The sequence below is a fragment of the Vibrio sp. JCM 18905 genome (assembly GCF_055393305.1).
Window position 1 is genome coordinate 1,175,752 of record NZ_AP043878.1, and the last position, 21,946, is coordinate 1,197,697.

Here is a 21,946-nt window from a genome sequence, read left to right on the forward strand (position 1 = left end):
GTTTAAAAGTGAACGGAAAATATCGCTTAGTCGTAAATCGTTGGGATTGGCTGACGTTTGTGCTGCGTTGCTTTGTAAATCGCTACCAGACGATCACTCACTTGCTGTGGAACGGGTTTGCCTTCTAAGAAGTCATCGATCTGTTCATAAGTTAAGTTCAGAGCATCTTCATCTGCTTTTTGCGGCTCTAGTTCTTCTAGATCTGCCGTTGGTACTTTCTTAACAAGTAGCTCTGGTGCGCCTAATGTTGCAGCCAACTCGCGGACTTGACGCTTGCTTAAACCAAATAGAGGGGCAAGGTCGCACGCGCCGTCACCAAACTTAGTGTAAAAACCAGTGATGTTCTCTGCTGAGTGGTCTGTTCCCAATACTAAGCCGCCAACGTAACCAGCGATTTCATATTGTGCAATCATACGAGCTCGCGCTTTTACGTTACCTTTTACGAAATCAATTTTGTCGGCTTCAGTCGGAAGCAGGCCCGTCCCTTGCAACGCGGTATCAATCGCCGCATGCAAACCGTCAACACCATCTTTAATGTTCACAGACACAGAGTGTGTTGGCTTGATGAAAGAGAGTGCCAGTTGCGCTTCATCTTCATCTTTTTGCTCACCGTAAGGCAGACGTACTGCGATAAACTGATATTTGTCAGTACCAGATTCCGCATTCAATTGTTCTACTGCAAGCTGGGCAAGGCGACCTAACGTGGTTGAGTCAACACCGCCACTAATGCCAAGCACGAGTGACTTACAACCTGCTTCTTGTAGCTTACGCTTAATAAAAGCAATACGGCGTTCAATTTCAAAATGCGGATCAATTGAAGGGAGTACACGCATTTCATCACGGATGGATTGTTCCATTTAGGGTTCCTTTTCCTGCAAATATTTCAGACACCAAAGCCCGCTTGCTCAAATGGTGATAAACCATGCAATTGAGACTGATAAACACGACTTTAGGGTCAAAAGCTGTAAAGATTAGTAGTATCATACCGAAATCATCAGATTAGAAAACTCTCTTCAACCAGGTAATCACCGGATATGAAAAAAATCGCCATTTTTGGTAGTGCATTTAACCCACCTAGTTTAGGGCATAAAAGTGTTATTGAGTCATTGAGCCACTTTGACCTTGTGCTACTTGAACCTAGCATTGCACACGCTTGGGGCAAGAATATGCTCGATTACCCAACTCGGTGCAAAATGGTTGATGCATTCATCAAAGACATGGGGCTTTCTAATGTTCAGCGTTCTGATGCAGAGCAAGCTTTATACCAACCCGGACAAAGTGTGACAACCTATGCGTTGTTAGAAAAAATTCAAGAAATCTACCCAACAGCCGATATAACTTTTGTCATAGGTCCTGATAATTTCTTCAAATTTGCTAAATTTAGTAGAGCAGACGAGATTATGGAACGTTGGACTGTTATGGCGTGCCCTGAAAAAGTAAAAGTCAGAAGCACGGATATACGTAACGCATTGGTTACGGGTGAAGACATAAACGCCTACACAACCCCGTCCGTTTGTGAATTGTTGCTTAACGAAGGCTTATACAAAGAAACATTATCTGGGAACTGAGAGGTCAGATTTTCATGGTCAGATTAGCCGTATTTAGTGCATGTGCGCTGCTTGTGGTCACACAAGCTCATTCTGCGTGTAACTATTTTTCTGATCGTTCTGTTGTGTTTGAAGATAACACCCTTCCTATCTGTGAAGAAATTTTAGATTCCATTGGCGTATTAAGTACGGATGCGTTGATTTGGTATGCTGCGGAAGCGAAATTCGAAGGGCCAACAGAAAACTATTGGGAAGAGTGGGCGATTAAGCCGGAAGACACACCACTCCTAACCCAGAATCTAGAAAAGAATTATTTTGGGCTTGGTTTTTGGATGCCGGAAGAGCTCCGAGACGAAGAGAGCAAAATGGACACAGAAGAGTGGCTCCGTAGTCATGGCCTGATGTTCAGCGTGGGTTTTGGTGATAAATCCGACGGACAGCCGAGAATGCGATTTGATTATCGTTGGCACGAATATTACGACGCTGACTGGATGATGCAGATAGAAGTTCCCTTCTAGTCACCTTGAGCGAACATAAAAAGGGCGTACATCATCCATGTACGCCCTTTTTATTTTTATCTGAGTCTCTATTTTCTGCGCGCGTCACTCTGCGTAATACTGAAAAGATGACTCTTTAGAATGCGAGTTATAGCGCTTCTCCAAAGACCAAAAAGCAAAGTTGCTCATATTCTTCTGTGTTACCCGCAAAAAGCGTATCGACAATCTGCTCTTCTTTTTTTCCCGACAGCTTCATTTTTCTTGCTTCACGGAGTGTGAGTACCAAGCACAGCTCTTTAGAAATGTCCATGTCACAACCAGGCGTCCACTGATTGATGGTTTTTGTTAACGTTGAGTGCGCTAGTTTAGGAGAGAGAGTCAATACTTCATGTCTTACTACCGTCAGCAGATCGGTTTGCAGATCTGAGCGCTCGGCTGTTGTTGCTAGTTTCTCGACGAGGGCTTTTAGCAGCGGTGAAGGTTTCACAAAACCTGCTTGTTGTGAGAAGTCATCATTTAAACGCACAGAAAAATCACAACGATATACACGAGAATTAGGTAAAAAGGTGAGGGAGCTCAAACATCCTTGAGGAATCCAAAAATATTGGCCTGGTTCAATGGCATACTCCTGCTTACCCAATTTAATGACGGCTAACCCTTCTACGACAGACAGTAGACTGTGCTTCAGTGCTTTTTTGCGCGCAGCTACTTCAAGAAAGGGGTATTTAGCGTCGTGAAATTCAATTGCGTAGTTCATTATGAGTACCAGTGTTTTTTGGCGCTAAGGGTAACGTTAAACCTATACGATTCCAACCAGCTGAGAGAATTTTTTAGCATGAGAAATTGTAGCCTAACTGGTATGACCATGTTAAAAGTATGGGTTGAAATGCTGCTTGTCAGCAAAACTATGCGTAAAATGTGCCAGCTTTTTTTGATATGTAATGAACAATGACTGCCAATACCGATCCTTATATTGAAATTCGTCCTTACAATGACGAAGAAATTCCAGCAGCGCTGGATCGTCTAATCCAAGATGATGAATTTATCACTGCTATTCTCGATCATCGCTTTGCTAATAAAGCAGCGTGGTTTAAAACGCTAATGAGCCCGATCCTGCGCATCTACCTGAAAGCTAAATGGAGCAAGCTTGATTCTGTAGAAGCGATTCAGATTGAAGTGAAGAAGTATCTGAAAGATACATTGAATAAGACAACGGATGGCGTCACTTTTTCTGGTTTGGATAAGCTGGATAAAAAAACGTCGTACTTATTCGTTTCTAACCACCGTGATATTGCGATGGACCCTGCGCTAGTAAACTATGGCTTGTACCAAAGTGGGCACCGTACAGTTCGTATTGCGATTGGTGACAACCTGCTGAAGAAGCCATGTGCGACTGAATTGATGCGACTCAATAAAAGCTTCATCGTTAAGCGCTCTGCTAAGGCGCCTAGAGAAATGATGAAAGCATTAGGACAACTGTCGAGCTACATTAAACACTCGCTTGATACCGGTAATTCAATTTGGATTGCCCAAAAGGAAGGTCGTGCCAAAGATGGAAACGACTTTACTGATCCTGCGATTTTAAAAATGTTCCATGTTGAAGGCCGCAAGCAGAAGATCAGCTTTGGTGAATACACGCGTTCTTTGAAAATCGTTCCTGTCTCGATTGCCTATGAAAATGATCCATGTGACATTGCCAAAGCAAAAGAGCTGTACGAAAAAGCAGAAAATGGCCGTTATGAAAAAGGTGAATTTGAAGATATCGAAAGCATCATTCAGGGCATCATTGGTTATAAAGGCCGTGTGCATGTCGCGTTTGGTGATGTGATTGATCAAGAGTTTGAAACGCCAGAATCTCTTGCCGGCGAAATCGACCGCCAAATTCACAACAACTACAAGTTGTACCCAATCAACTTGCTAGCTGCTGGACGCGAAGATTCAAGCATCATCACAGAGGCGGTGAAGCGTCACCTCGCGGATAAATTGGAGCAGTTACCTGAAGGGGCAAGACCTTATTTGGTGGCGAGCTATGCCAACCCAGTGAACAATCAAGAGTAATATTCATCACTGAACTTGATGGATTATGAACGCCTTAAAGCCTCGGTTTCCCGGGGCTTTTTCTTGTCTGCTTTTTAAGGTGCAACAGCCCCGCCAAGGGTTAAATTGCTAGGCCACTTGGTGATCTTGTTACCACCTAAAAAGATATTCCCTTTCACCGTCATCGTGTCTGGAAATACTTGTAGCGCGGATCCTCCTATATAAAGGTTACCATCAACCACCAATCCTTCAGGAAGAGCAGAGATAGGAGTGCGAATAACACTTAAATCGCCTTTGACTCGAAGTTTAGCTGGGAGCGTTTTTAATGGTGTATCCGTCAAGTTCAGATAACCGCCGAGTTTGATGCCCCTAGGCCAGCTTTCGATCTGACTACCCAGTAGATTCGCATAACCTTTTATCTTTGTACCTGAGCGAATGGTTTTGAGCGCGCTGTTGGTTGCTTCCAAACTGCCTCCAACATCAAGCCCCTTAGGCAGCTTTTTGATCGGGGTTTGCGAGATATTTAAGTTGCCTTTGACCACTAACCCAGAAGGTAATTGGGTGTAAGGTTTGTTTCGTAGATCAAGATTACCGTAATTATCGGTGTGACCAAACTTAGAGTAGTAATCTAGCTCATATGCGTAAGATGAGAAGCAGAGCAGCATCAAAGTAAGGAAAAGGGAAACAAAACGCATAGCCAGAGACTTAGTTAAACATAGAGATCTTAAGTGCTCATCTTATACTTAAATAGACTCATTATGCATACTTTGTTAACAGTTTTTGATTTTTAGCCCAAGAACTTCAAATTAGGGCTTTATCTGAAAGCATACACGCTCTCACGATGCCGAGTTGCTTCAGTGTGCAAGTTAGGGAATGATTAAGTGATTGATTATATAGTTTATTTAAAAGTAAATGTGAGAAAAATATCAGTAGAGATATGAAGAATATGAGGTTCTGCCAAGAACTGAACAAGCGTCCTTGTTAGTATCATGAGCGTCTGAGGGAGATTTTCATGAAGTTAAAAAGAGTGTCTATTTTTGTCGCTGGTGTTGTAGCAGTACTACTATCTGGGGCCGCTTTTGCTAAATCATACAGTACGCCAGAAAGCAAAGCGCTGGTGGTCGCTGACGGCAAGGTAGGTCAGCGTATCTGTTACTACGATGATAAAGCCTACACCACCGGAGCCGTGATTAATGTTGAGGGTGTATTACTGATGTGTACAGCTGAGAACGATTTTGAAACGAATGGTTCGTTAAAGTGGGTGGTATTCAAAAAAGATAAATAAACGCCAAAAAACGGTCTGTTTAATATTAGGATAACGGAAAAATAAAAAAGCGAGCACAGAGCTCGCTTTTTCCATTAACGCGCGAGTGAGCGAGTTTTTAATTCAAAGATAAGCTTTTCAGCACTTACTTCAAATTTGAATCGAGCCGTCGCTTGGTTTGACTCTTCTGTTATTTCAGAAACATTGTATTCAACATCAGCACATACTGATTTAGCGAGCTCAATGTATTTTTGTAGTTCAGACTCTAGCTCTGTTTTTGTCTGTGCGAAAACCGTTACGTCGGCAACTTCGTCACCTTCTTTGATGATGAAGCCAATCTCGCCTGCGCAGCCGCAAGCTTCACATACTTGGTTTTTTTCTAATTCGACACTCATAACGAATCCTCTTGTAAATACTAAGGGTATTCTATCAGGTATTTGATCTGTATCTACAAAAATGACGAGTTTTGAATAAAAAAAGAACAGAATAGGCGCTTGTTAAGTAAGGGTTAAAGATTGGATTACTAAATCATCAAGAACGTTAATGTGATATATATCAACATTTAAAATCAATTAACGAACATAGTGACGAGATTTCGCTCAGCCCAGTTGAACTAATGGACAATTTATAAGACTATTTCTTGATTGATTATTTTTAATAATTATCATTCTTGGTCTTTGAATAGTTTCGATGAATAATTGGCGCAAGGTTTTGATGAGACTAACTTTTCGCCTTATTTTGAGTAGCATGTATTGACAAAAACATAACTGCAAATTGCACATTACGCAGTGTAAAGACGTTATGATTTGGAACTTAACTTTATATTAAGTAGTCGCAGTACATATATCCAAATGGCCTTAATGCGCAGGTGTTAGCGGTTCAATTTTTAGGTTTCGCTTAACGAAGTGCCTTGGGCAACTTGGGTATAATGCTAAGAATGATTTCATTCTGGCCTCATTTAATAGTGAGTTAGATGGATTTACAAAGAGAAGAGCTTAAAATATGCCAAAGCGTAGTAAAGAAGATACCGAAATCACTATCCAAAAGATCATGGATGCCGTTGTTGATCAGCTACTAAGACTAGGTTACGACAAAATGTCGTACACGACTCTAAGTCAGCAGACAGGTATATCTCGTACCGGTATTAGCCATCACTTCCCTAAGAAAACGGACTTCACCGCCGCACTGGATGGCCGTATCTTTAAAATGTTTATTGAACACCTAGAGTTTGATAAAGGGCTAAGTGCATTTTCACAAAGTTGGATTAAAGCACTGGAAGATGCTGAGTTCCTCGCGATTTTACGACTGCTATTCCATCACATTGTCACGGCCGAAAATGCGCAAGAATTTGCTGCTAACGGAATTGACCGTTTATACAAAATGGTTGAAAGCCAGTTTGGCGCAGGTGGTGACAAAGAGCTCGAGTGGTTGATTGGTCGTTCATTGATCCAAATGAGTAAGTAATCGCAATTGAGAGCGCTAGATGAACACTTGTTTGCTGCTTTGGTTGTAAAGCCAAGGCAGAACACAGTAATTTTCTCGCCGCTCTTTTGAGCCCAAGATTCGATTAAATATCAAAGCAAAGGCCCGCAATATGATTATTGCGGGCCTTTGTCGTTTGGAAAGCAGAAGAGACGGCTCAGAAGAGATACACGCTAAGCGGCGGCGTGAACTTGAGGAAAGTCTAAAGTTGGATGTTTTGTCACGATGGAGCGGTAGCCATAAACGTGCTCAATGCGTTCTGGCGTCAGTGCATTCCATGGTGTGTCATCACAAACCAGTTTTCCGTTATGTAAAAGTACAAGTCGGTCTGCGTACTGGGAGGCTAAATTCAAGTCATGCAACACGACAACGACCGCGGCGTTCTGTGTTTTCGCGGCCTCACGAGCAATCTTTAACGTGTTGTGTTGGTGGGCGAGATCTAACGCAGAGGTTGGCTCATCAAGCATCAAGATTCGTTCCTCGCCAGATTGGTGTAGCTGTGTCATCACGCGTGCTAGATGTAATCGTTGCTTTTCGCCACCAGATAAAGATGGATAGAGGCTTTCTGCCAAATGCATTACATCGGTTTGTTTCATGTAATGTAAAGCTAACTTAGTGGTTTCTTTATTGGACAGCGATAGCGGAATCGCGCCTAATTCGACCACTTCTCTGGCTAAAAATGGGAAGGTCAACGTACTGTGCTGTGGGAGCATCGCAATGTGTTTTGCGCTTTTTTCAGGCTCCCAATCATGCTTTTGTTTACCGAAGTAGGCGATGTCATGATTTGAAGAGATTTCACCACACAGAAGCTTGAGCAAAGTACTTTTGCCCGCACCGTTGGGGCCGAGTAGGGCGGTCACTTCACCAGCTCGGATATCAATATTGATGTCATCGAGAACAACGCGCTTGCCAAATTTCATTGAAATGTTTTTACCCGATAAAACGATCTGGTTCATTACAAAATCTTCCCTTTCTGCTGGAACAATAAGTAGATGAAGAAGGGGGCACCGATCAAGGCGGTCACGATACCGACGGGTAATTCTGCTGGTGCCACGGCAATACGAGCAAACATATCAGCAGCGGTAAGAAGCAGCGCTCCCATGAGTGCAGAGATTGGCAGTAGCGTTCGATGGTCGGGGCCTGCTAGCATGCGTCCTAAGTGAGGAATCACGAGCCCGATAAAACCAATTGCACCACTAATACTCACCGTAATACCAACCCCCAATGCAGAGAGCAAAATAAGCTGTCGTTTGAGTTTTTGGACCGGAACTCCCAAGTGTCTTGCTTCTGATTCCCCTAGCAGAAGAGCATTCAGCGCCATCGACTTCTTCTGGAACCAGAGTAATAGGATGACGAGTGTTACAGCAGATAGAGCAATCCCTGACCAATTTGCACCAGCTAATGAGCCCATCGACCAAAGCGTCAAGTCTCGCAGCATCTGACCATCTGCGATAAAGTTCATGTAGCCAATCGCAGCACCCGAGAGCGCGCTGATGGCAACGCCGGCTAACAACATAATCGTAACTGAGGTACCAAACTTACTTGTGCCGAGTTTATAAACGAGAATGGTCGTCAACGCACCACCTAGGAAAGCAAAAAGAGGCAGCGCAGCTAAGTTCATCAGTTGCGGATAGTTTTGGCTAAACTCAGCAAATACAACAATAGCGAATGCACCACCAAGAGCAGCGCCAGCAGACACGCCAATGATGCCGGGCTCGGCCAACGGGTTACGGAATAAGCCCTGCATAACCACGCCACAAATCGCCAAAATAGCCCCGATGAACATACATAAAATGGTGCGAGGTAATCGGATCTCATTAATCACCAACTGAATGTGAGGAGCGAGATCAGAACTGCTTCCTGTTAGGCTACGCAAACTGTCAGTGAAACTAATGCTCATTGGACCAACGGTAATAGAGGCGATAGCAACAAATGCTAAAAAGCCGCTAAGTACGGATAACGTCGTTGAAAGGGAGATACGTCTTAACAACATGTCATGTCTCTATGGGTAAAGCAGCGCATTCAAACGTTCGGCTTCTACAAGGCTTTTAAGACCCAAACCACCAACAAGGGCGTGACCGTCAATCGTGATGATATTTTTATTCATTCCCGCAGGTGTTGCGGCGAGAAGTGGCATTGCTTTTAAAATCGCATCGGCACCGCCCAGCGTTTCATAGCTGCGACCGCTAACGAGAATAACGTCAGGCTGCATCTCTACCATGGCTTCTGTGGATAAAGGCTTGTAAGAAGACAGCTGGTCAGCAGCTGGGTTTAGTCCGCCTGCTAGCTGAATAATTGCATCGGGTGTGGTTTCTGATCCTGCAACGTTCGCAGGTCGACCTTCATGGATGAGTAGAAACAGTACTTTCTTTTTCTGAGCTTGAGCAGGTTGATTTGCATTGAGTGCTTGAACTTGTGCTTTCACATCTTGCTTTAAATCTTCCGCTTTAGCCTGGCGATTCATAAGGTTCGCAATTTGATCGATACGTTGGTAAAGGCCCTCAACGTTGGCATCGGTATTGACGATTTCTACATCTACCCCCGCCGATTTTAATTGGTTCAATGCCGTTTTCGGTCCCATCTCATCAGAGCCAATGACTTTTGTCGGACGTAAGGCGAGCAACCCTTCTGCTGAAAGGCGGCGATGGTAGCCTACTTTGGGCAGCTCCATGCCTTTTGGTAACTGACTGGTTACGTCGATAGCAACCAAGCTATCTTTGGCGTCGAGTTCAAGCAACAGTTCAGTGACGGCACTGCCTGCACTAACAACACGCTCTGATGATGGTGTTTCATTGGCAAAAAGTTGGCTACTCGCAAGTAGGGAAATGGCTGCCGTAACAACAGCATGAATGGTGGCACGTGTGTTCTTCATTTTGAAAGGATCTCTATCTTACTTATTTTTATGATGGCTCTTCAGTGAGTAACTGAGTTGCCTGAATTCCGTTTTCTTGTAAAAAGCCGAGAAGTTGAACTAGCGACTGAATGTTCGCGGTTTTTTCTGCTCCAATCACAATCGGTTTATCGCTTGATTTACTCTCTTCTAGCAGCGCGAGGGTAAAGTTGTCCCAATCGATGTATGTCTTGCCGTTAATGGCCCAGTAAGGCTCGTCTTTGAGAATATTTACCGTGATGGATTGCTTATCGACATCTGCAACGGCCTGAGATTCTGTACTCGGTAAATTGACATCTAATGAATCGAGCTTGACCGCTGCAGTTAACATCAGGAAAACCATTACGATAAAAATGATGTCCAAGAGCGGTGTTAAATCTGGAGTTAAGTCGTTACGAGTGTTGTCTTGTGGCGTTTTAATCATTGTGCTTCTGCCTCGACCTTTGCAGAAGAGCGCACTGCTAATGTTGAATTTTCTGGCGACACGTGTTGCAGAGAGATACCTTCAAGCCATAAGTTGACATAGTTTAATGTGTGTTCGAGTTTGGCGATCACACGATCCGCCCACAAACCAATGATTTGTGCTCCTGAAATCGCAGGAAGGGCGATAATAAGACCTGCTGCAGTAGTGCGCATGGCCAAACCTAGACCGTCTGCCAAATCATTCGGGGTGATATTCCCCGTTGAGACAGCGATGCCTTTGAACATCTCAATTAAGCCAAGTACCGTACCAAGCAAACCAATCAAAGGGCTAATGACGCCAATCAACGTCAGTAAGCGAAGGCCAGAATGCAGCTGATGACGTTTTTCTTGTAGCCAAATGCCTGCGGCATCTTCTCTTAGAGACTTTGAGAAAGAGTGATGGGCAAGCAACATGGCAACGCCACGATAAAGGAGCGGTCGCTTATGCGACAATTCTTCTGCAAGCGTCTCAAGATCGTTTCCATTCGTTGGGTCTAACCCAATGAGTTTTTGGCGAATGGCTCGTTTCCCGACGCCAAGGCTAATCAAAACGTGGAATAACCGCTCGGTAATGATCATGACGGTGAGGGCTGAGCAAATGATCAAAGGCCATGTCATTAGGCCAAGTTGAGTTTGTAATTCTTGTAGTTGTTCCATTATCCATCCAACTTAAAACGAACAGGTACTTGTACTCGGTGAGCCACTTTTAGCCCGCCCGAAATATGTGGTGTAAATTGCCACTGTTTGATGGCACGAAGCGCTGAGGCGTCCAGCGATTCTGTGCCGGAAGACTCAATCAAAACCTGTTTAATTTGATTGCCATTTTCATCGAGCCATATTTCATATAGGGCTACGCCTTCGATACCTCGCCTTTGTGCAGATCTTGGGTAGCGAGGCTGAGTTGGTTGATTCACAAACGTTGGTTTGTCGACCAAAATAGGTTGAGACGTTGCCCCTTTGGATTGGCTCGCTGGCGCGGTTTGCTGAGCGACCATCTCTTTCTTCGCCGGTTCCGTTTTTTTCTTCGGTTTGGCTTCGGGCTGATTCTCTTGTTTTGTTATGGCTTTGGCTGGTTCCACCGTCTTAGGCTTAGATTGTTTAACCGGCTCTGTTTTTTTCTTCACTACCTTTTTCTTAACAGCGTCTTTCTTAACGACCTGTTTCTTTACGATCTTCTTTTCTGGCTCAGGCTGCTCCTGAGGCTGCGGCTCTTTTGGTGGCGCCACATTTTCTGGCGTGGATTTTTCGACGGTAGGTGGTGGAGCCGATACAAGGTTTAAACTTACCGAACTTGCTGGATTTCCAGCAGGCATCGCGAACACTTTCGTTTCTTGAGAAACAAAAAGAAGTGCGGCATGGATGGCAAGGGAAGCACCTCCTGCAATGACATATCTTTGTACGTTCACGGAATATCTCGGGAAACTATGAAAACTTGAGCAGATTATTACTCACAACCGAAATAAGATCAATTATCAATTGCATTATCATTACGCTCAAATTATGATTCTTGCAGATTTTTAAAGACCAGCCTCTACCCCTTATATGGTGGGAGCTAAGCGAGTATATATGAGCGTCGATATCGATAAATTTGACGAATTAGTGTTGGGAAGCGATAGCCCTGACCCATTGCGATTTGCCTTTGTTAAGAAACATTCGGCGCACGCTGGCGGAGCGAGCGTGCCTGTACCTCCACCTCAGCAACAGGCGATTTTTTCAAGCGTTACCGCTAACTCGGTTAAAGCGACCAATAAACGTTGTCTTTATATTCACGTTCCATTTTGTCGCGTACGTTGCACCTTTTGTAACTTCTTTCAAAATGCTGCGAGCCGCGCACTGGTTGATGAGTACTTTGACGCACTGATGCAGGAGCTCAAGGAGAAAGCTGCATTGCCTTGGACACAAAACGGTATTTTCCATGCTGTGTATATTGGTGGTGGAACGCCAACGGATCTGTCTCCAGCACAGGTTCGCGTGTTGGGTCAGGCGATTCATGAGCACTTTCCTTTGGCTGCGGATTGTGAAATCACCTTAGAAGGTCGCATCAACCGTTTTTCTGATGAGCTATACCAAGGCGCTCTCGACGGTGGATTTAATCGTTTCTCTTTTGGTGTGCAAAGTTTTAATACACAAGTGCGTCGCAGCGCGAAACGATTAGATGATAGAGAAGATGTGCTCAAGCGAGTTAGCGAGATTGCCAACGAAGACAAAATTCCTGTCATTATCGATTTACTCTACGGCTTGCCTTATCAAACCAAAGAAGTGTTAGAGCAAGATTTAAATGATTTTCTCTCGACTGGCGCACACGGGTTGGACTTATATCAGTTGGTAGTCGGTGGTTCAGCACCCATGCTTAACCTTGTAGAAAAAGGAAAAATCCCCCCACCAGCTACCACGCCAGAAAAAGCAGGCATGTATGAGCTCGGTGTGAACTTTATGGCCAAACACCATATGAAGCAACTGAGTGTGAACCATTGGGCAATCGATAACCGTGAACGTAGTTTATACAACAGTTTAGCCAAGACATATGCAGAGGTACTGCCAATTGGCTGTGGCGCTGGAGGTAATATCGGTGGTTACGGAATGATGCAACATCGCACATTGGCGACCTATATTAAAGCCATCAAAGAAGGGCAAAGCACCATCGCTATGATGATGAAGCAAAGCCCTCTAGAGCCACTATTTGCTGCACTCAAATCTGGGTTTGATCGCGGTATCGTTCAGGCAAACCAACTGCCATCGTTTATGGGGGAGGACACGTTCGGGTTTTTAATGCCTCTATTTAAAGTGTGGCAGCAAAAAGGTTTAGTGGAACTGCATGAACGTAGCCTACTTCTTACTCTTGCAGGCAGTTTCTGGGCCGTTTCATTGGCTCAAGGTTGTATTCAGGTACTTACGTCAGAGATGAACGAAACCGTACCGAAAGTATCCAATAATTAATGAAAAAATTGAAAAAAGACGGAAAACATATGGAATCAATCAAACAACAAGTTGAAGCATTACTAGAGCAAGAACCGCAATTATTGCCAGCAGCGATGGCAGAACGTCTCGGTATTTCTGAATTTGAGGTTGTTGCGGCTTTGCCGCAGGAAATGGTGGCCATCGCTCCAGGAGCGCAAGCACAAAGCATTCTAGAAGGTTTGGTTGGTTTCGGCCCGGTGACGACTATTGTTCACTCTTTTGGCTCTATTTTTGAAGTCAAAGCGCCATTCCCAAAGGGAAAAGTGGCGCGTGGCTATTACAATTTAATGGGCAGAGAAGGTGAGCTACACGGTCACTTGAAGCTAGATAATGTTAAAAATGTAGCGTTGGTCAGCAAACCGTTTATGGGTAGAGAGAGTCACTATTTTGGCTTTTTCTCTGAGTGCGGAAGCAATATTTTCAAAGTTTATTTAGGCCGTAACGAAAAGCGCGAGCTACTTGAAGATCAAGTCACCGCATTCCGCGCCTTACAAGCCGAATTGAAAAAGTAATCACAAACATAATCGAGGCTCAACTCGAATACTAATTAGTAAAGTCAGGTATCAATATGGATCAACAAGTTAAACAAGAGCGTTTGCAAGGTCGTTTAGGGCCAGAGATCAAAGAGTTTCGTCAGGAGCGTCGTACGCTTCAGCTTGCAACTGTCGATGCAGAAGGTCGCCCTAATGTAAGTTACGCGCCTTATGTCCAAAATCAGGAAGGCTACTTCGTACTCATTTCTAAAATCGCTCGTCATGCTCGTAACCTTCTAGAAAATCCCAACGTTTCTTTGATGATGATCGAAGATGAAGAATCTTCAAAGCAGTTGTTTGCTCGTAAGCGCTTAACTTTTGATGCGGTAGCAAATGTGGTTGAGCGAGACACAGAGATGTGGCAACAAGTTGTTGGACAAATGAAAGAGCGTTTTGGTGAGATTATTGATGGTCTCAGCCAACTAGAGGATTTCGTGTTGTTTAACTTAAAGCCAGAATCGGGACTGTTTGTTAAAGGCTTTGGTCAAGCGTATCAAGTCTCTGGCGACGATTTAGTGGACTTTGTTCACCTTCAAGAAGGTCACAAGAAAATCGAAAGTGCTTGATTGTAAACCGGTCATGTAAATATCGAATATTCGGAATAATGAACGCATAAGGGGAGTTAGGTTATACTGGCTCCCTTTTTTATATTGGAACAAAAGCATGAAGCCTGTGAGCAAGGAATTGAGCGAGATTTGCTATCCGTTTATTTACGAGGACAGTCCGGTTTGTGACTTTGAAATCACGGCTGATGAACTTTGTAGTCGTATTGGTTTAGTTCTCGCGATGGATCTGGACGAGTTTAGCCGCGACATACTGACAAGAATGCAGCCTAATGTTTATCACCTAAATGGTTCGGTTCGCGGAAAGCTAGCGATTACAGAAGCGGAAGTTGAAGAGCTAAAGGCAGATTATGAATTGCTTAAGCAACGCATTGATGGTGGATTCAAAGGTTTCGTTCTACCCGGAGGGCACCCTGCATCCAGTCAATTGCATTTGTGCCGTTGCCAAGCTAAAAAAACGGTACGAGCATTAGTTGCGATCGAACATGCAGGTAAGAAGCAACCTGCCCCCATTCTATTTCGTTACGCGAACTTATTGGCGAATGTACTTTATAGCTTGGCTTCTTATATTAATCACATCAATCAAGTCGAAGAGACAGAGTTTGTATCTCGTAGTTACTCGATGCCAAAGAAGTGACCTGAGAAACTAGCAGCTGCGAACATCAAAGCTTCTGCGCGAAAAAATGGCCGCAAAACACCATATTCGACAATTTGCTTCTTGGCTGTTTAGTTAAGAGTTAAGAGTTAAGAAGCCATAGCTTTGGCTTCTAGTTCTTTTGCACCGCGCAGCATGGCTTCAATCAGCTCACCAGCATTGAACTTCTCAAGCGCCTCGTGTGCGCCAACTTGGTGAGCTCTGTCTACACAGATTTCGCTCGATAACGACGTATGCAAAATGCGGTATGAGTAATTAAGAGCGGAGTCATTTTGTACTTCGAATGCTAGCTCGTAGCCGTCAAGCCCTGGCATCTCAATATCACTGACCAAAATATCGATTGGTCGATGAGCCTCAGCCTCGCTTTTCATCAGCTCTAATGCGTCTAAACCATTTTTACAAATTTGGTATCCGATATTGATACTATCAAGAGCATCACACAGCTGTTTACGAGCGATGGAAGAGTCATCCACCAAAAGAATGCTTAATGCTTTTAGGCGCTCACGTTCAACATCTGTCAGCATCGGGATCTTTGAGTTTTCGTATTGCGGATAAATTTTGGAAAGTAGCAGTTCTACATCCAGCATCTGAACCGTTTTGTCTTCGTAGCGAGTAATACCTGTTACGAAAATATTTTTCCCAGCGCTCGCTGGTGGGGTTTCAATGGCTTTCCAATCGCATTCAATGATCTTCTCAATACTACGAACCATAAAGGCGACCACGGTTCGCAAACAGTCTGTCACGATCAAGTAGCAATTCTTGTATTCTTCTTCACTGATAGGACGAAAGCCGACAGCCGCTGACATGTCGATCACAGGCACTGTTAAGTTACGTATTGTAACGGTGCCAATGACGTGATGATGCGAGTAAGGGATCTTCGTGGTTGGCATATACGGAACGATTTCACGGACTTTTAGCGTGCCTATCGCGAAACTCTGTTGCAGGGTGAGTTTGAACATCAACATGCCCTGAGATTGATTCGCTTTACTAACGACTTTTGCCATGAAATAACCTTATAAATACCACCGAATTGTGTCTAATCTAATCTTATCAGACGAAGGCTTCAACCATCGGAGAGACAAATGTGAGCTTTTTAGACAATCTCTTAAAGAATAGTGATTAACTGAGCAAAACTTGGTTGTATTTTAATCTTGTCATGCCGAAAGTTTGATAGCCCCATGTATTTGAGCCTTGAAGCCGCCTAGGTATAAACAAGAAATGTTTGGCGTGTTAAAAGGGATTGGGTACACTTGCGCGACCAGAATAGTGAGAGATAGATCAATGGCAAATACAGCAGCCGCATTACATATTCTTGTGAAGCACAAAGAGCAAGCAGAAGACATTATCAAGCAACTGAAAAAAGGCGCAAAGTTTCAGACACTAGCGAAAAAGTATTCCACTTGCCCGTCAGGTAAGCGCGGTGGTGATCTTGGTGAGTTCCGCCGTGGTCAAATGGTACCTCAGTTCGACAAAGTGTGCTTTTCTGGCGAGGTTCTGACGCCACATCTAGTCAAAACCAAGTTCGGCTGGCATGTTGTAAAGGTGCTTTACAGAACGTAGTGATTTCTTACAGGTAAGCTTGAGCTTTTTAAATATTACCTGTTTCTGCATATTGTGAGTAATACATGACAGGCATAAGTTAAAGTCATGTATTACTCATAAATTTCCTCTATTTCCCCTACTGTTAATCAGTACAAAGAGCTGCCGCATCAAGTTTGATTTGGCATGAGTAAGGTTTTGGGGAGTCCCAATAGATCTTATCAAATTCTGAGTTGCAACCTGCATCTTCCATTAGTGCTGTATCCCCGTCACATATCAACATAACTGCATTATTACCTTGAAACTCTGAAAGAATTCGATAATTAGAAATGTTTCCATCGATAGCTAACTGTGAGAGTTTGGTGATTTGAGCTGGATTAGCTGACATCGCATTTTCGAATATTTCTTTCTCTGTTAGTCCTGCTGTGTCTCCAAACTTGAGCTCACCGTCAACAGCTTGGGCTACATCTTTTAAAATCGAGGCCATATCAAACATGACCTCTTCAGGATATTGAGAGCTGTTAGCGCAAGAAGTCAATGAGAGAAGAAGGGTGATAACGATGATTAGCTTCATAGATTTCTCCAAGCACTAAGCTGTCCGCTTTCATTTCGGCCAGTGTCTAAATTCCAATTTTCAAAAAAGCCAGTATCTTGGTTTTCATAAATGGTAGCTGCCAGCTTTTCCCAAAATATTTGGATTGTCTTAATCGCCTTATCAAAAATTTCATCGTAGTGCTTAATACCATCTGGCGTTTCTAAATCCTGAATATAAGTAGAGTCAACTTCGTTTGGAAGCGGGTAAGTTAACCCTAGCTTGGAAGCCACATGCCTCGCCCAAGGAAATAAGCGATGCGACTCCTCAGCATTGTCCACAACGGATTGAAATCCTTCGTGCCAGACGTTTACGTCAGGTTCACATTCTTTAGCATATTCAGGGTAAGTAGCTGAAAGGGCACTAGACCAAATAGTACGAATAACTGGATCTATTAGGTTGTTGTTACTCTGGTCCACACAACTGCCGATGTTTTCTCTGACTCTATCTGCAAGGCCAATACTTCCGAGTTGCATCCTGGATGGCCAAATATAAGCATCTTGGTGCATTTCGCAAATTCTGTGGTGCTGGGCGTTCTCTGCGTAAGGGCCCACTTTTAATTCAACAACAGGATGAAGAGTAATATCGGTTGCTACATGTGCTACAAAGCCACATAACCATGAGAAGGTTTTTTCAAAGTGTTCGTTATCTGCGGCTTTTACCTGCTGAATAAGAGCATCAATTAGCTTACCAACGTGGTTGTAATGCATTTTATCTGCCCATTTATTTTGCGCAGAATTCATTAGAGCAAGGTAAGGATAGTCGGGGCTCACACAACCGAGCTCTAAATACCGTTTATTTTGAGCTAAAGCCTTTTTTGCTTCTTGAGGTATGTTTAACTTCATCAATGCATTATTAGCAGAAGCTTCATTTACCGCTGTGATATGTGCGAAAGCACCAGGCATAGTAACCTCCATGTACAGTTTAAATGCATGGAGTTTACTATGAGGACAATATGTTCGCTGCGACTCGAGTCTTATAAAAATAAATGTTTATGTGTTGGATATCGAGCGAGGCATTTGCAAATTATCGCCTTAGGACTTGCGTTATCTATTTTAATGAAAATCGATAATGGCACTTCAAAAAATTAGTGAAATCGTGTTATTTGATATAGGAGTCCAACACTTTCAGTACAACTTCCATATCAGCTTCACGCTTTTCTAATTCTTCCTCCAATACGACGTGTTCGATGAGATGGCCTTTGATCACCTCTTTCATTAAGCCATTTACAGCCCCTCGAATTGCAGCGATTTGTTGCAACACATCTTGGCACTCATGTTCTTCTTCCAGCATTTTTTTAAGACCATTCACCTGACCCTGTATTTTGCTGACACGGGTATTGAGCTTCTTTTGATCTCTGGTTGTATGGGACATGACTTATCTTCTTTAAGTTACTGACTGCGAGATTCTAACTGATAATGTAGCACTCATCTTATACTGGGGGGTAGTATTAAATACTAGGGGGGAGTATAGTTTGGGGCAACTTTAGAAGAGCATATTGAGAATAACAATGGATTTTGTCGCATTATTACAACAAGGTAACGGATGGTTTTTTATACCCAGCGCCATTTTATTAGGAGCGTTACATGGATTAGAGCCAGGACATTCAAAAACGATGATGGCGGCGTTTATTGTGGCCGTAAAAGGAACAGTGAAGCAGGCGGTGATGTTGGGGCTGGCTGCAACGCTTTCCCATACGGCGATCGTATGGATAATTGCTGCGGGTGGGATGTATATAAGCCAAAGATTTACTGCAGAAGCTGCGGAGCCATGGATGCAGCTTATCTCTGGGGTAATTATCGTCTCGACGGGTTTATGGATGTTCTGGAGAACGTGGAGCGATGAGCGAGCTTGGCACAAAGCTCATAAGCAAGCTCGAGACTGGAGAACGCAAGTTGTCGATACTGGTCATGGGCATCTATCGCTTTCTATCGTAGAAGAAGGGCATCACTGCCGTTTTCAGTTACGCACACTTAACGGTAAGCCTTTAACGGCTGAAAACGTTAAACTAGTGCTACCTAACGCAATCAGGCAGCCTTCTGATATTTATCACTTTATTGAGCGCGATGGCTATTTGGAATCCGCCTCCTGTATTGAAGCCTCTGATGATTTTTTCGTCACGTTGATGGTCGGGCACCATGATCACACCCACGATTTCGAGGTGCATTTTCATGCGGATTCCCACTCGGAAGGTGAGAATAAAGAGTACCAAGATGCTCATGAGCGTGCTCACGCTCTAGATATTCAAAAGCGCTTTGGCGATCGAGATGTTACCAATGGACAAATACTTCTGTTTGGTTTGACGGGTGGGTTAATACCATGCCCGGCGGCGGTCACTGTTTTACTCATTTGTTTGCAACTTAAGGCCATGACACTTGGTGCAACCTTGGTGGTGTCGTTCAGTATTGGTCTAGCGTTAACTTTAGTTGCGGTTGGTGTTGTCGCGGCAGTGGGCGTTCAAAAAGCAACATCGAAGTGGAGTGGTTTGAACGATGTGGCTCGTCGTGCACCTTATCTATCGGGGATCTTGATTAGTGCCGTTGGTATGTATATGGGCATGCACGGGTTTACGACGTTAATGAGCTAAGCTCTGTTGTAATTATTACGTCGCTTTTTGTTTATTAAAGGTAGCTCTTTCATGTTGTGGATGATTACTAAGTACGCGTTAACCGCAGGAATAGTGGTGCTGATATCTGAAGTTGCCAAGAGAAGTGATAAAGCGGGAGCGCTGATTGCCGCGCTCCCGACGGTCACTATTTTAGCTTTGATTTGGATGTATATTGAAGGTCAAGGTCAGGAAAAGCTCGCGAACCACGCGTTTTATACTTTTTGGTATGTACTGCCTACATTGCCGATGTTTCTAGTTTTTCCTTTCTTACTGAGCCGATATTCGTTTTGGTTCTCTTTGGGAATTTGCGCCATTATTTCAATCGTTTGTTTCTTCATTGTGACCATCGTTATCAAAGAGTTTGGAATAGAATTAACTTAATTGAGCAAAGGAGAATTGTAAGAATATAGGTCGAAGCGCTCGCTTATTTATATTTTCAAGGCTCTAACTAGAACTCTTTCTTTAACGCTCGATGCTAGTGTGGCCGCTTACTTTAAGTTAGCGATTGCTCTCTTGTCTTTCAGCCAAACCTCGTAGAAATGTGACGTTTTGAAGACTTTTCTTCCTTCATTCTAAAGTTATCGGTAATCAGGCAGATACAGTGGCTACAAAGTTACGTCTAGCTTTGCCAGACAGGCTAAAAATATAGTTTGTGTTGGTTATAAGAGGCGAAAGGCTTAACGCTCTGTCGTGAGCATCACATTGAATTGTACCGAGACAATTAAAATGAAAAGAATCATCTTATTAGCCGTTTGCGCCATGTTTGGTATTGCTGTCGTAGCAAGTATGGCATCAACGTACCTAATTTCGAGTCAGAAAATCGATGACATCATCTTAAACAAATCCCAAGTTCAAGCTGAGTTTTTAGCAGGAAATGCAAGTTATATTTTGGAGAACTCAGCCAACCCAATGCAAGACTTACAATCGCTCGTTGAGGGGTTGAAACAACGTTCAGACGTAAGCTATGCAGTCGTAATTGATCGCAATGTGACGGCGGTTGCTCACAGTGATAAGCAAAAGCTAAATAAAACCTACAATGATAACTACACCGTTGAAGGTGCAACCAAGGGTGTACAACAGTATTCAAAGTGGTATGCCGATGTCCAGAAAGTGTGGGTGTTTGATATCATGGCGCCGATCTACGTGAATGGTCAGTTGTACGGAACGTTTGATATTGGTATTCCTATTACAGAAGTAAGCCAAGCGACGAATGGAATTATTACTTCCCAACTGATTTCCATGGTGGTGATCTTCGTTCTGTGTGTTTTGGCTCTATCGCTTCTACTCAACAAGCTGATGCGACCGCTATCTGCGCTTAAGGAGGCGTTGCAAGACATCTCGAAAGGTGACGGAGACTTAACGGTTCGTTTGCCAGCAAAAGGTAATGACGAAGTCGCACAAATTTCTTCGGCGTTCAACGTGTTTGTTAGCAAGGTACATGAAATCATTACACAAGTTGTAAATACTGGTGTAGAGCTGAATAGTTCTGCTGTTGCGCTGCGTGGACAATCTCAACAAGCGCTCGCAAGAGGGCAGGAGCAGAATGAGCAAACCATGTTGGTTGTCACGTCTATGAACGAAATGATCGCGACCGTCAACGAAATCGCGTCAAATGCTGCTGGTGCAGCAAGTGCTGCGAGCACGGCAAGTAATGAGACTCAAGATGGCTACAAGACGCTAGAACGCACCAAGACGGCGATGACGAATCTTGAAAACGAGATGAACAGTACTTCCAATATTATCGTAAGTCTTGCGGACAACACTCAGTCGATTGGTAGTATTCTCGAAGTCATTAGAGGGATCTCTGAGCAAACGAACCTATTGGCGTTAAATGCCGCTATTGAAGCAGCGCGCGCCGGTGATGCCGGACGAGGTTTCGCCGTAGTGGCAGACGAGGTCCGTAATCTTGCCACTAAAACGGCTCAGTCCACTGATGAAATTGACAATATGATCCATCAGTTGCAAACCGAAGCCCAAAGTGCGGTTAATTCAATGAGTAATAGTAGAACCCTTATTGAAGAAGGCACTGCAGAAACGGAGCTGGCTCGACAAGCACTAGAGGCAATTGCTGATCAAGTTACTACTATTTTGGATATCAATACTCAAGTGGCAACGGCAACAGAACAGCAATCGACGGTAGCAAATGAAATTAACATGAATATGGATACCGTCAGTCACTCCGTGAAAAACGCGCTAACGGCGAGTGAGCAATTGGAAGAATCAAGTCAACAACTTGCGGAATTATCGAGAACTCTCGATCGCCACGTAGGAGCGTTTAGAATTTAAACGCCAACGGAAATCCTTTTGCAAAAGCCAGTA

Annotated in this window: 27 protein-coding genes; 13 read left to right on the forward strand and 14 right to left on the reverse strand. The window is 43.7% G+C overall.

The features are described from left to right. Positions 1-26: 26 nt before the first annotated feature. Positions 27-857 carry an ammonia-dependent NAD(+) synthetase gene (gene nadE, locus ACZ5ZC_RS05130; protein ID WP_054867518.1) on the reverse strand — a complete coding sequence of 277 codons (831 nt, stop codon included), beginning with the start codon at positions 855-857 and terminating at the stop codon, positions 27-29. A 177-nt stretch (positions 858-1,034) separates the two neighbouring features. On the opposite strand from nadE, the gene ACZ5ZC_RS05135 reads away from it, so the two are divergent. Beyond that, on the forward strand, positions 1,035-1,568 hold the full coding sequence (locus ACZ5ZC_RS05135) for a nicotinate-nicotinamide nucleotide adenylyltransferase (RefSeq protein ID WP_104973047.1): 534 nt from the start codon (positions 1,035-1,037) through the stop codon (positions 1,566-1,568). A 14-nt stretch (positions 1,569-1,582) separates the two neighbouring features. Then, positions 1,583-2,065, forward strand: coding sequence for a hypothetical protein (locus tag ACZ5ZC_RS05140; protein ID WP_006742203.1), 483 nt, complete (start codon positions 1,583-1,585; stop codon positions 2,063-2,065). A gap of 127 nt (positions 2,066-2,192) precedes the next feature. Here ACZ5ZC_RS05140 and ACZ5ZC_RS05145 read toward each other — a convergent pair whose 3' ends face one another. Next, positions 2,193-2,801 (reverse strand): cupin domain-containing protein, encoded by a 609-nt coding sequence (locus ACZ5ZC_RS05145; protein ID WP_047008435.1) that lies wholly within the window; start codon positions 2,799-2,801, stop codon positions 2,193-2,195. Between the two features lie 191 nt (positions 2,802-2,992). On the opposite strand from ACZ5ZC_RS05145, the gene ACZ5ZC_RS05150 reads away from it, so the two are divergent. Beyond that, the gene (locus ACZ5ZC_RS05150) at positions 2,993-4,102 is read left to right on the forward strand and encodes a 1-acyl-sn-glycerol-3-phosphate acyltransferase (protein ID WP_464931455.1); all 1,110 of its coding nucleotides are present in this window, start codon (positions 2,993-2,995) and stop codon (positions 4,100-4,102) included. Positions 4,103-4,176: 74 nt separating this feature from the next. Here the strand turns inward: ACZ5ZC_RS05150 and ACZ5ZC_RS05155 are convergent, their stop codons facing one another. Then, the gene (locus ACZ5ZC_RS05155; RefSeq protein ID WP_464931456.1) at positions 4,177-4,776 is read right to left on the reverse strand and encodes a hypothetical protein; all 600 of its coding nucleotides are present in this window, start codon (positions 4,774-4,776) and stop codon (positions 4,177-4,179) included. A gap of 317 nt (positions 4,777-5,093) precedes the next feature. Here ACZ5ZC_RS05155 and ACZ5ZC_RS05160 point away from each other — a divergent pair, with 317 nt between their 5' ends. Continuing rightward, positions 5,094-5,366, forward strand: a complete 273-nt coding sequence (locus tag ACZ5ZC_RS05160; RefSeq protein ID WP_046873765.1) for a YnjH family protein — start codon at positions 5,094-5,096, stop codon at positions 5,364-5,366. 74 nt (positions 5,367-5,440) lie between these two features. Here the strand turns inward: ACZ5ZC_RS05160 and ACZ5ZC_RS05165 are convergent, their stop codons facing one another. Next, entirely contained in the window at positions 5,441-5,740 is a 300-nt protein-coding gene (locus ACZ5ZC_RS05165; protein WP_005375307.1) for a YfcZ/YiiS family protein, read from the reverse strand. A gap of 607 nt (positions 5,741-6,347) precedes the next feature. Between ACZ5ZC_RS05165 and ACZ5ZC_RS05170 the strand changes: the two genes are divergently transcribed. Then, positions 6,348-6,809, forward strand: coding sequence for a TetR/AcrR family transcriptional regulator (locus tag ACZ5ZC_RS05170; protein ID WP_005392508.1), 462 nt, complete (start codon positions 6,348-6,350; stop codon positions 6,807-6,809). Between the two features lie 191 nt (positions 6,810-7,000). Here ACZ5ZC_RS05170 and ACZ5ZC_RS05175 read toward each other — a convergent pair whose 3' ends face one another. Genes ACZ5ZC_RS05175 through ACZ5ZC_RS05200 form a run of 6 tightly spaced genes read right to left on the reverse strand, consistent with a single transcriptional unit; the run spans position 7,001 to position 11,585 of the window. After that, positions 7,001-7,783: a heme ABC transporter ATP-binding protein gene (locus ACZ5ZC_RS05175; RefSeq protein ID WP_447820371.1), complete on the reverse strand. Its 783-nt coding sequence runs from the start codon at positions 7,781-7,783 to the stop codon at positions 7,001-7,003. Beyond that, positions 7,783-8,820: a FecCD family ABC transporter permease gene (locus tag ACZ5ZC_RS05180; protein WP_464931457.1), complete on the reverse strand. Its 1,038-nt coding sequence runs from the start codon at positions 8,818-8,820 to the stop codon at positions 7,783-7,785. Before ACZ5ZC_RS05180 ends, ACZ5ZC_RS05175 begins: the two co-directional genes overlap by 1 nt. 9 nt (positions 8,821-8,829) lie before the next feature. Then, a complete protein-coding gene (locus ACZ5ZC_RS05185) occupies positions 8,830-9,699 on the reverse strand; it encodes a heme/hemin ABC transporter substrate-binding protein (RefSeq protein WP_054867522.1) in 870 nt (289 codons plus the stop codon). Positions 9,700-9,727: 28 nt separating this feature from the next. Then, positions 9,728-10,141: an ExbD/TolR family protein gene (locus ACZ5ZC_RS05190; RefSeq protein ID WP_005392512.1), complete on the reverse strand. Its 414-nt coding sequence runs from the start codon at positions 10,139-10,141 to the stop codon at positions 9,728-9,730. Further along, positions 10,138-10,836, reverse strand: a complete 699-nt coding sequence (locus ACZ5ZC_RS05195) for a MotA/TolQ/ExbB proton channel family protein (protein WP_258676684.1) — start codon at positions 10,834-10,836, stop codon at positions 10,138-10,140. Before ACZ5ZC_RS05195 ends, ACZ5ZC_RS05190 begins: the two co-directional genes overlap by 4 nt. After that, a complete protein-coding gene (locus ACZ5ZC_RS05200) occupies positions 10,836-11,585 on the reverse strand; it encodes an energy transducer TonB (RefSeq protein WP_046873760.1) in 750 nt (249 codons plus the stop codon). The genes ACZ5ZC_RS05195 and ACZ5ZC_RS05200 overlap by 1 nt, the downstream gene beginning before the upstream one ends. Positions 11,586-11,745: 160 nt before the next feature. On the opposite strand from ACZ5ZC_RS05200, the gene hutW reads away from it, so the two are divergent. The 4 genes from hutW to ACZ5ZC_RS05220 all read left to right on the forward strand — a co-directional run bounded on the left by hutW (position 11,746) and on the right by ACZ5ZC_RS05220 (position 14,870). Beyond that, positions 11,746-13,116, forward strand: a complete 1,371-nt coding sequence (gene hutW / locus ACZ5ZC_RS05205) for a heme anaerobic degradation radical SAM methyltransferase ChuW/HutW (RefSeq protein WP_447820369.1) — start codon at positions 11,746-11,748, stop codon at positions 13,114-13,116. 29 nt (positions 13,117-13,145) lie between these two features. Then, positions 13,146-13,649, forward strand: a complete 504-nt coding sequence (gene hutX / locus ACZ5ZC_RS05210; protein WP_047008487.1) for a heme utilization cystosolic carrier protein HutX — start codon at positions 13,146-13,148, stop codon at positions 13,647-13,649. 56 nt (positions 13,650-13,705) lie between these two features. Further along, positions 13,706-14,236 carry a heme utilization protein HutZ gene (gene hutZ, locus ACZ5ZC_RS05215; RefSeq protein ID WP_046873758.1) on the forward strand — a complete coding sequence of 177 codons (531 nt, stop codon included), beginning with the start codon at positions 13,706-13,708 and terminating at the stop codon, positions 14,234-14,236. 97 nt (positions 14,237-14,333) lie between these two features. Next, positions 14,334-14,870 carry an ATP:cob(I)alamin adenosyltransferase gene (locus ACZ5ZC_RS05220; protein WP_048625311.1) on the forward strand — a complete coding sequence of 179 codons (537 nt, stop codon included), beginning with the start codon at positions 14,334-14,336 and terminating at the stop codon, positions 14,868-14,870. 107 nt (positions 14,871-14,977) lie between these two features. Here the strand turns inward: ACZ5ZC_RS05220 and ACZ5ZC_RS05225 are convergent, their stop codons facing one another. Next, the gene (locus ACZ5ZC_RS05225) at positions 14,978-15,892 is read right to left on the reverse strand and encodes a chemotaxis protein (protein ID WP_054867523.1); all 915 of its coding nucleotides are present in this window, start codon (positions 15,890-15,892) and stop codon (positions 14,978-14,980) included. A 277-nt stretch (positions 15,893-16,169) separates the two neighbouring features. Here ACZ5ZC_RS05225 and ppiC point away from each other — a divergent pair, with 277 nt between their 5' ends. Next, positions 16,170-16,448: a peptidylprolyl isomerase PpiC gene (ppiC, locus tag ACZ5ZC_RS05230; RefSeq protein WP_005375342.1), complete on the forward strand. Its 279-nt coding sequence runs from the start codon at positions 16,170-16,172 to the stop codon at positions 16,446-16,448. A gap of 124 nt (positions 16,449-16,572) precedes the next feature. On the opposite strand, the gene ACZ5ZC_RS05235 is transcribed toward ppiC, so the two are convergent. The 3 genes from ACZ5ZC_RS05235 to rcnR all read right to left on the reverse strand — a co-directional run bounded on the left by ACZ5ZC_RS05235 (position 16,573) and on the right by rcnR (position 18,393). Beyond that, entirely contained in the window at positions 16,573-17,001 is a 429-nt protein-coding gene (locus ACZ5ZC_RS05235; protein WP_145472132.1) for a hypothetical protein, read from the reverse strand. Continuing rightward, entirely contained in the window at positions 16,998-17,924 is a 927-nt protein-coding gene (locus ACZ5ZC_RS05240; protein ID WP_203342775.1) for a zinc dependent phospholipase C family protein, read from the reverse strand. Before ACZ5ZC_RS05240 ends, ACZ5ZC_RS05235 begins: the two co-directional genes overlap by 4 nt. 196 nt (positions 17,925-18,120) lie before the next feature. Continuing rightward, a complete protein-coding gene (gene rcnR, locus ACZ5ZC_RS05245) occupies positions 18,121-18,393 on the reverse strand; it encodes a Ni(II)/Co(II)-binding transcriptional repressor RcnR (RefSeq protein WP_046873754.1) in 273 nt (90 codons plus the stop codon). 136 nt (positions 18,394-18,529) lie between these two features. On the opposite strand from rcnR, the gene ACZ5ZC_RS05250 reads away from it, so the two are divergent. The 3 genes from ACZ5ZC_RS05250 to ACZ5ZC_RS05260 all read left to right on the forward strand — a co-directional run bounded on the left by ACZ5ZC_RS05250 (position 18,530) and on the right by ACZ5ZC_RS05260 (position 21,913). Further along, positions 18,530-19,606, forward strand: coding sequence for a nickel/cobalt efflux protein RcnA (locus ACZ5ZC_RS05250; protein ID WP_054867525.1), 1,077 nt, complete (start codon positions 18,530-18,532; stop codon positions 19,604-19,606). A gap of 51 nt (positions 19,607-19,657) precedes the next feature. After that, positions 19,658-20,008, forward strand: coding sequence for a DUF3147 family protein (locus ACZ5ZC_RS05255; RefSeq protein WP_005392525.1), 351 nt, complete (start codon positions 19,658-19,660; stop codon positions 20,006-20,008). A 345-nt stretch (positions 20,009-20,353) separates the two neighbouring features. Then, positions 20,354-21,913, forward strand: a complete 1,560-nt coding sequence (locus ACZ5ZC_RS05260; protein ID WP_464931458.1) for a methyl-accepting chemotaxis protein — start codon at positions 20,354-20,356, stop codon at positions 21,911-21,913. The last annotated feature ends 33 nt before the right edge of the window (positions 21,914-21,946 follow it).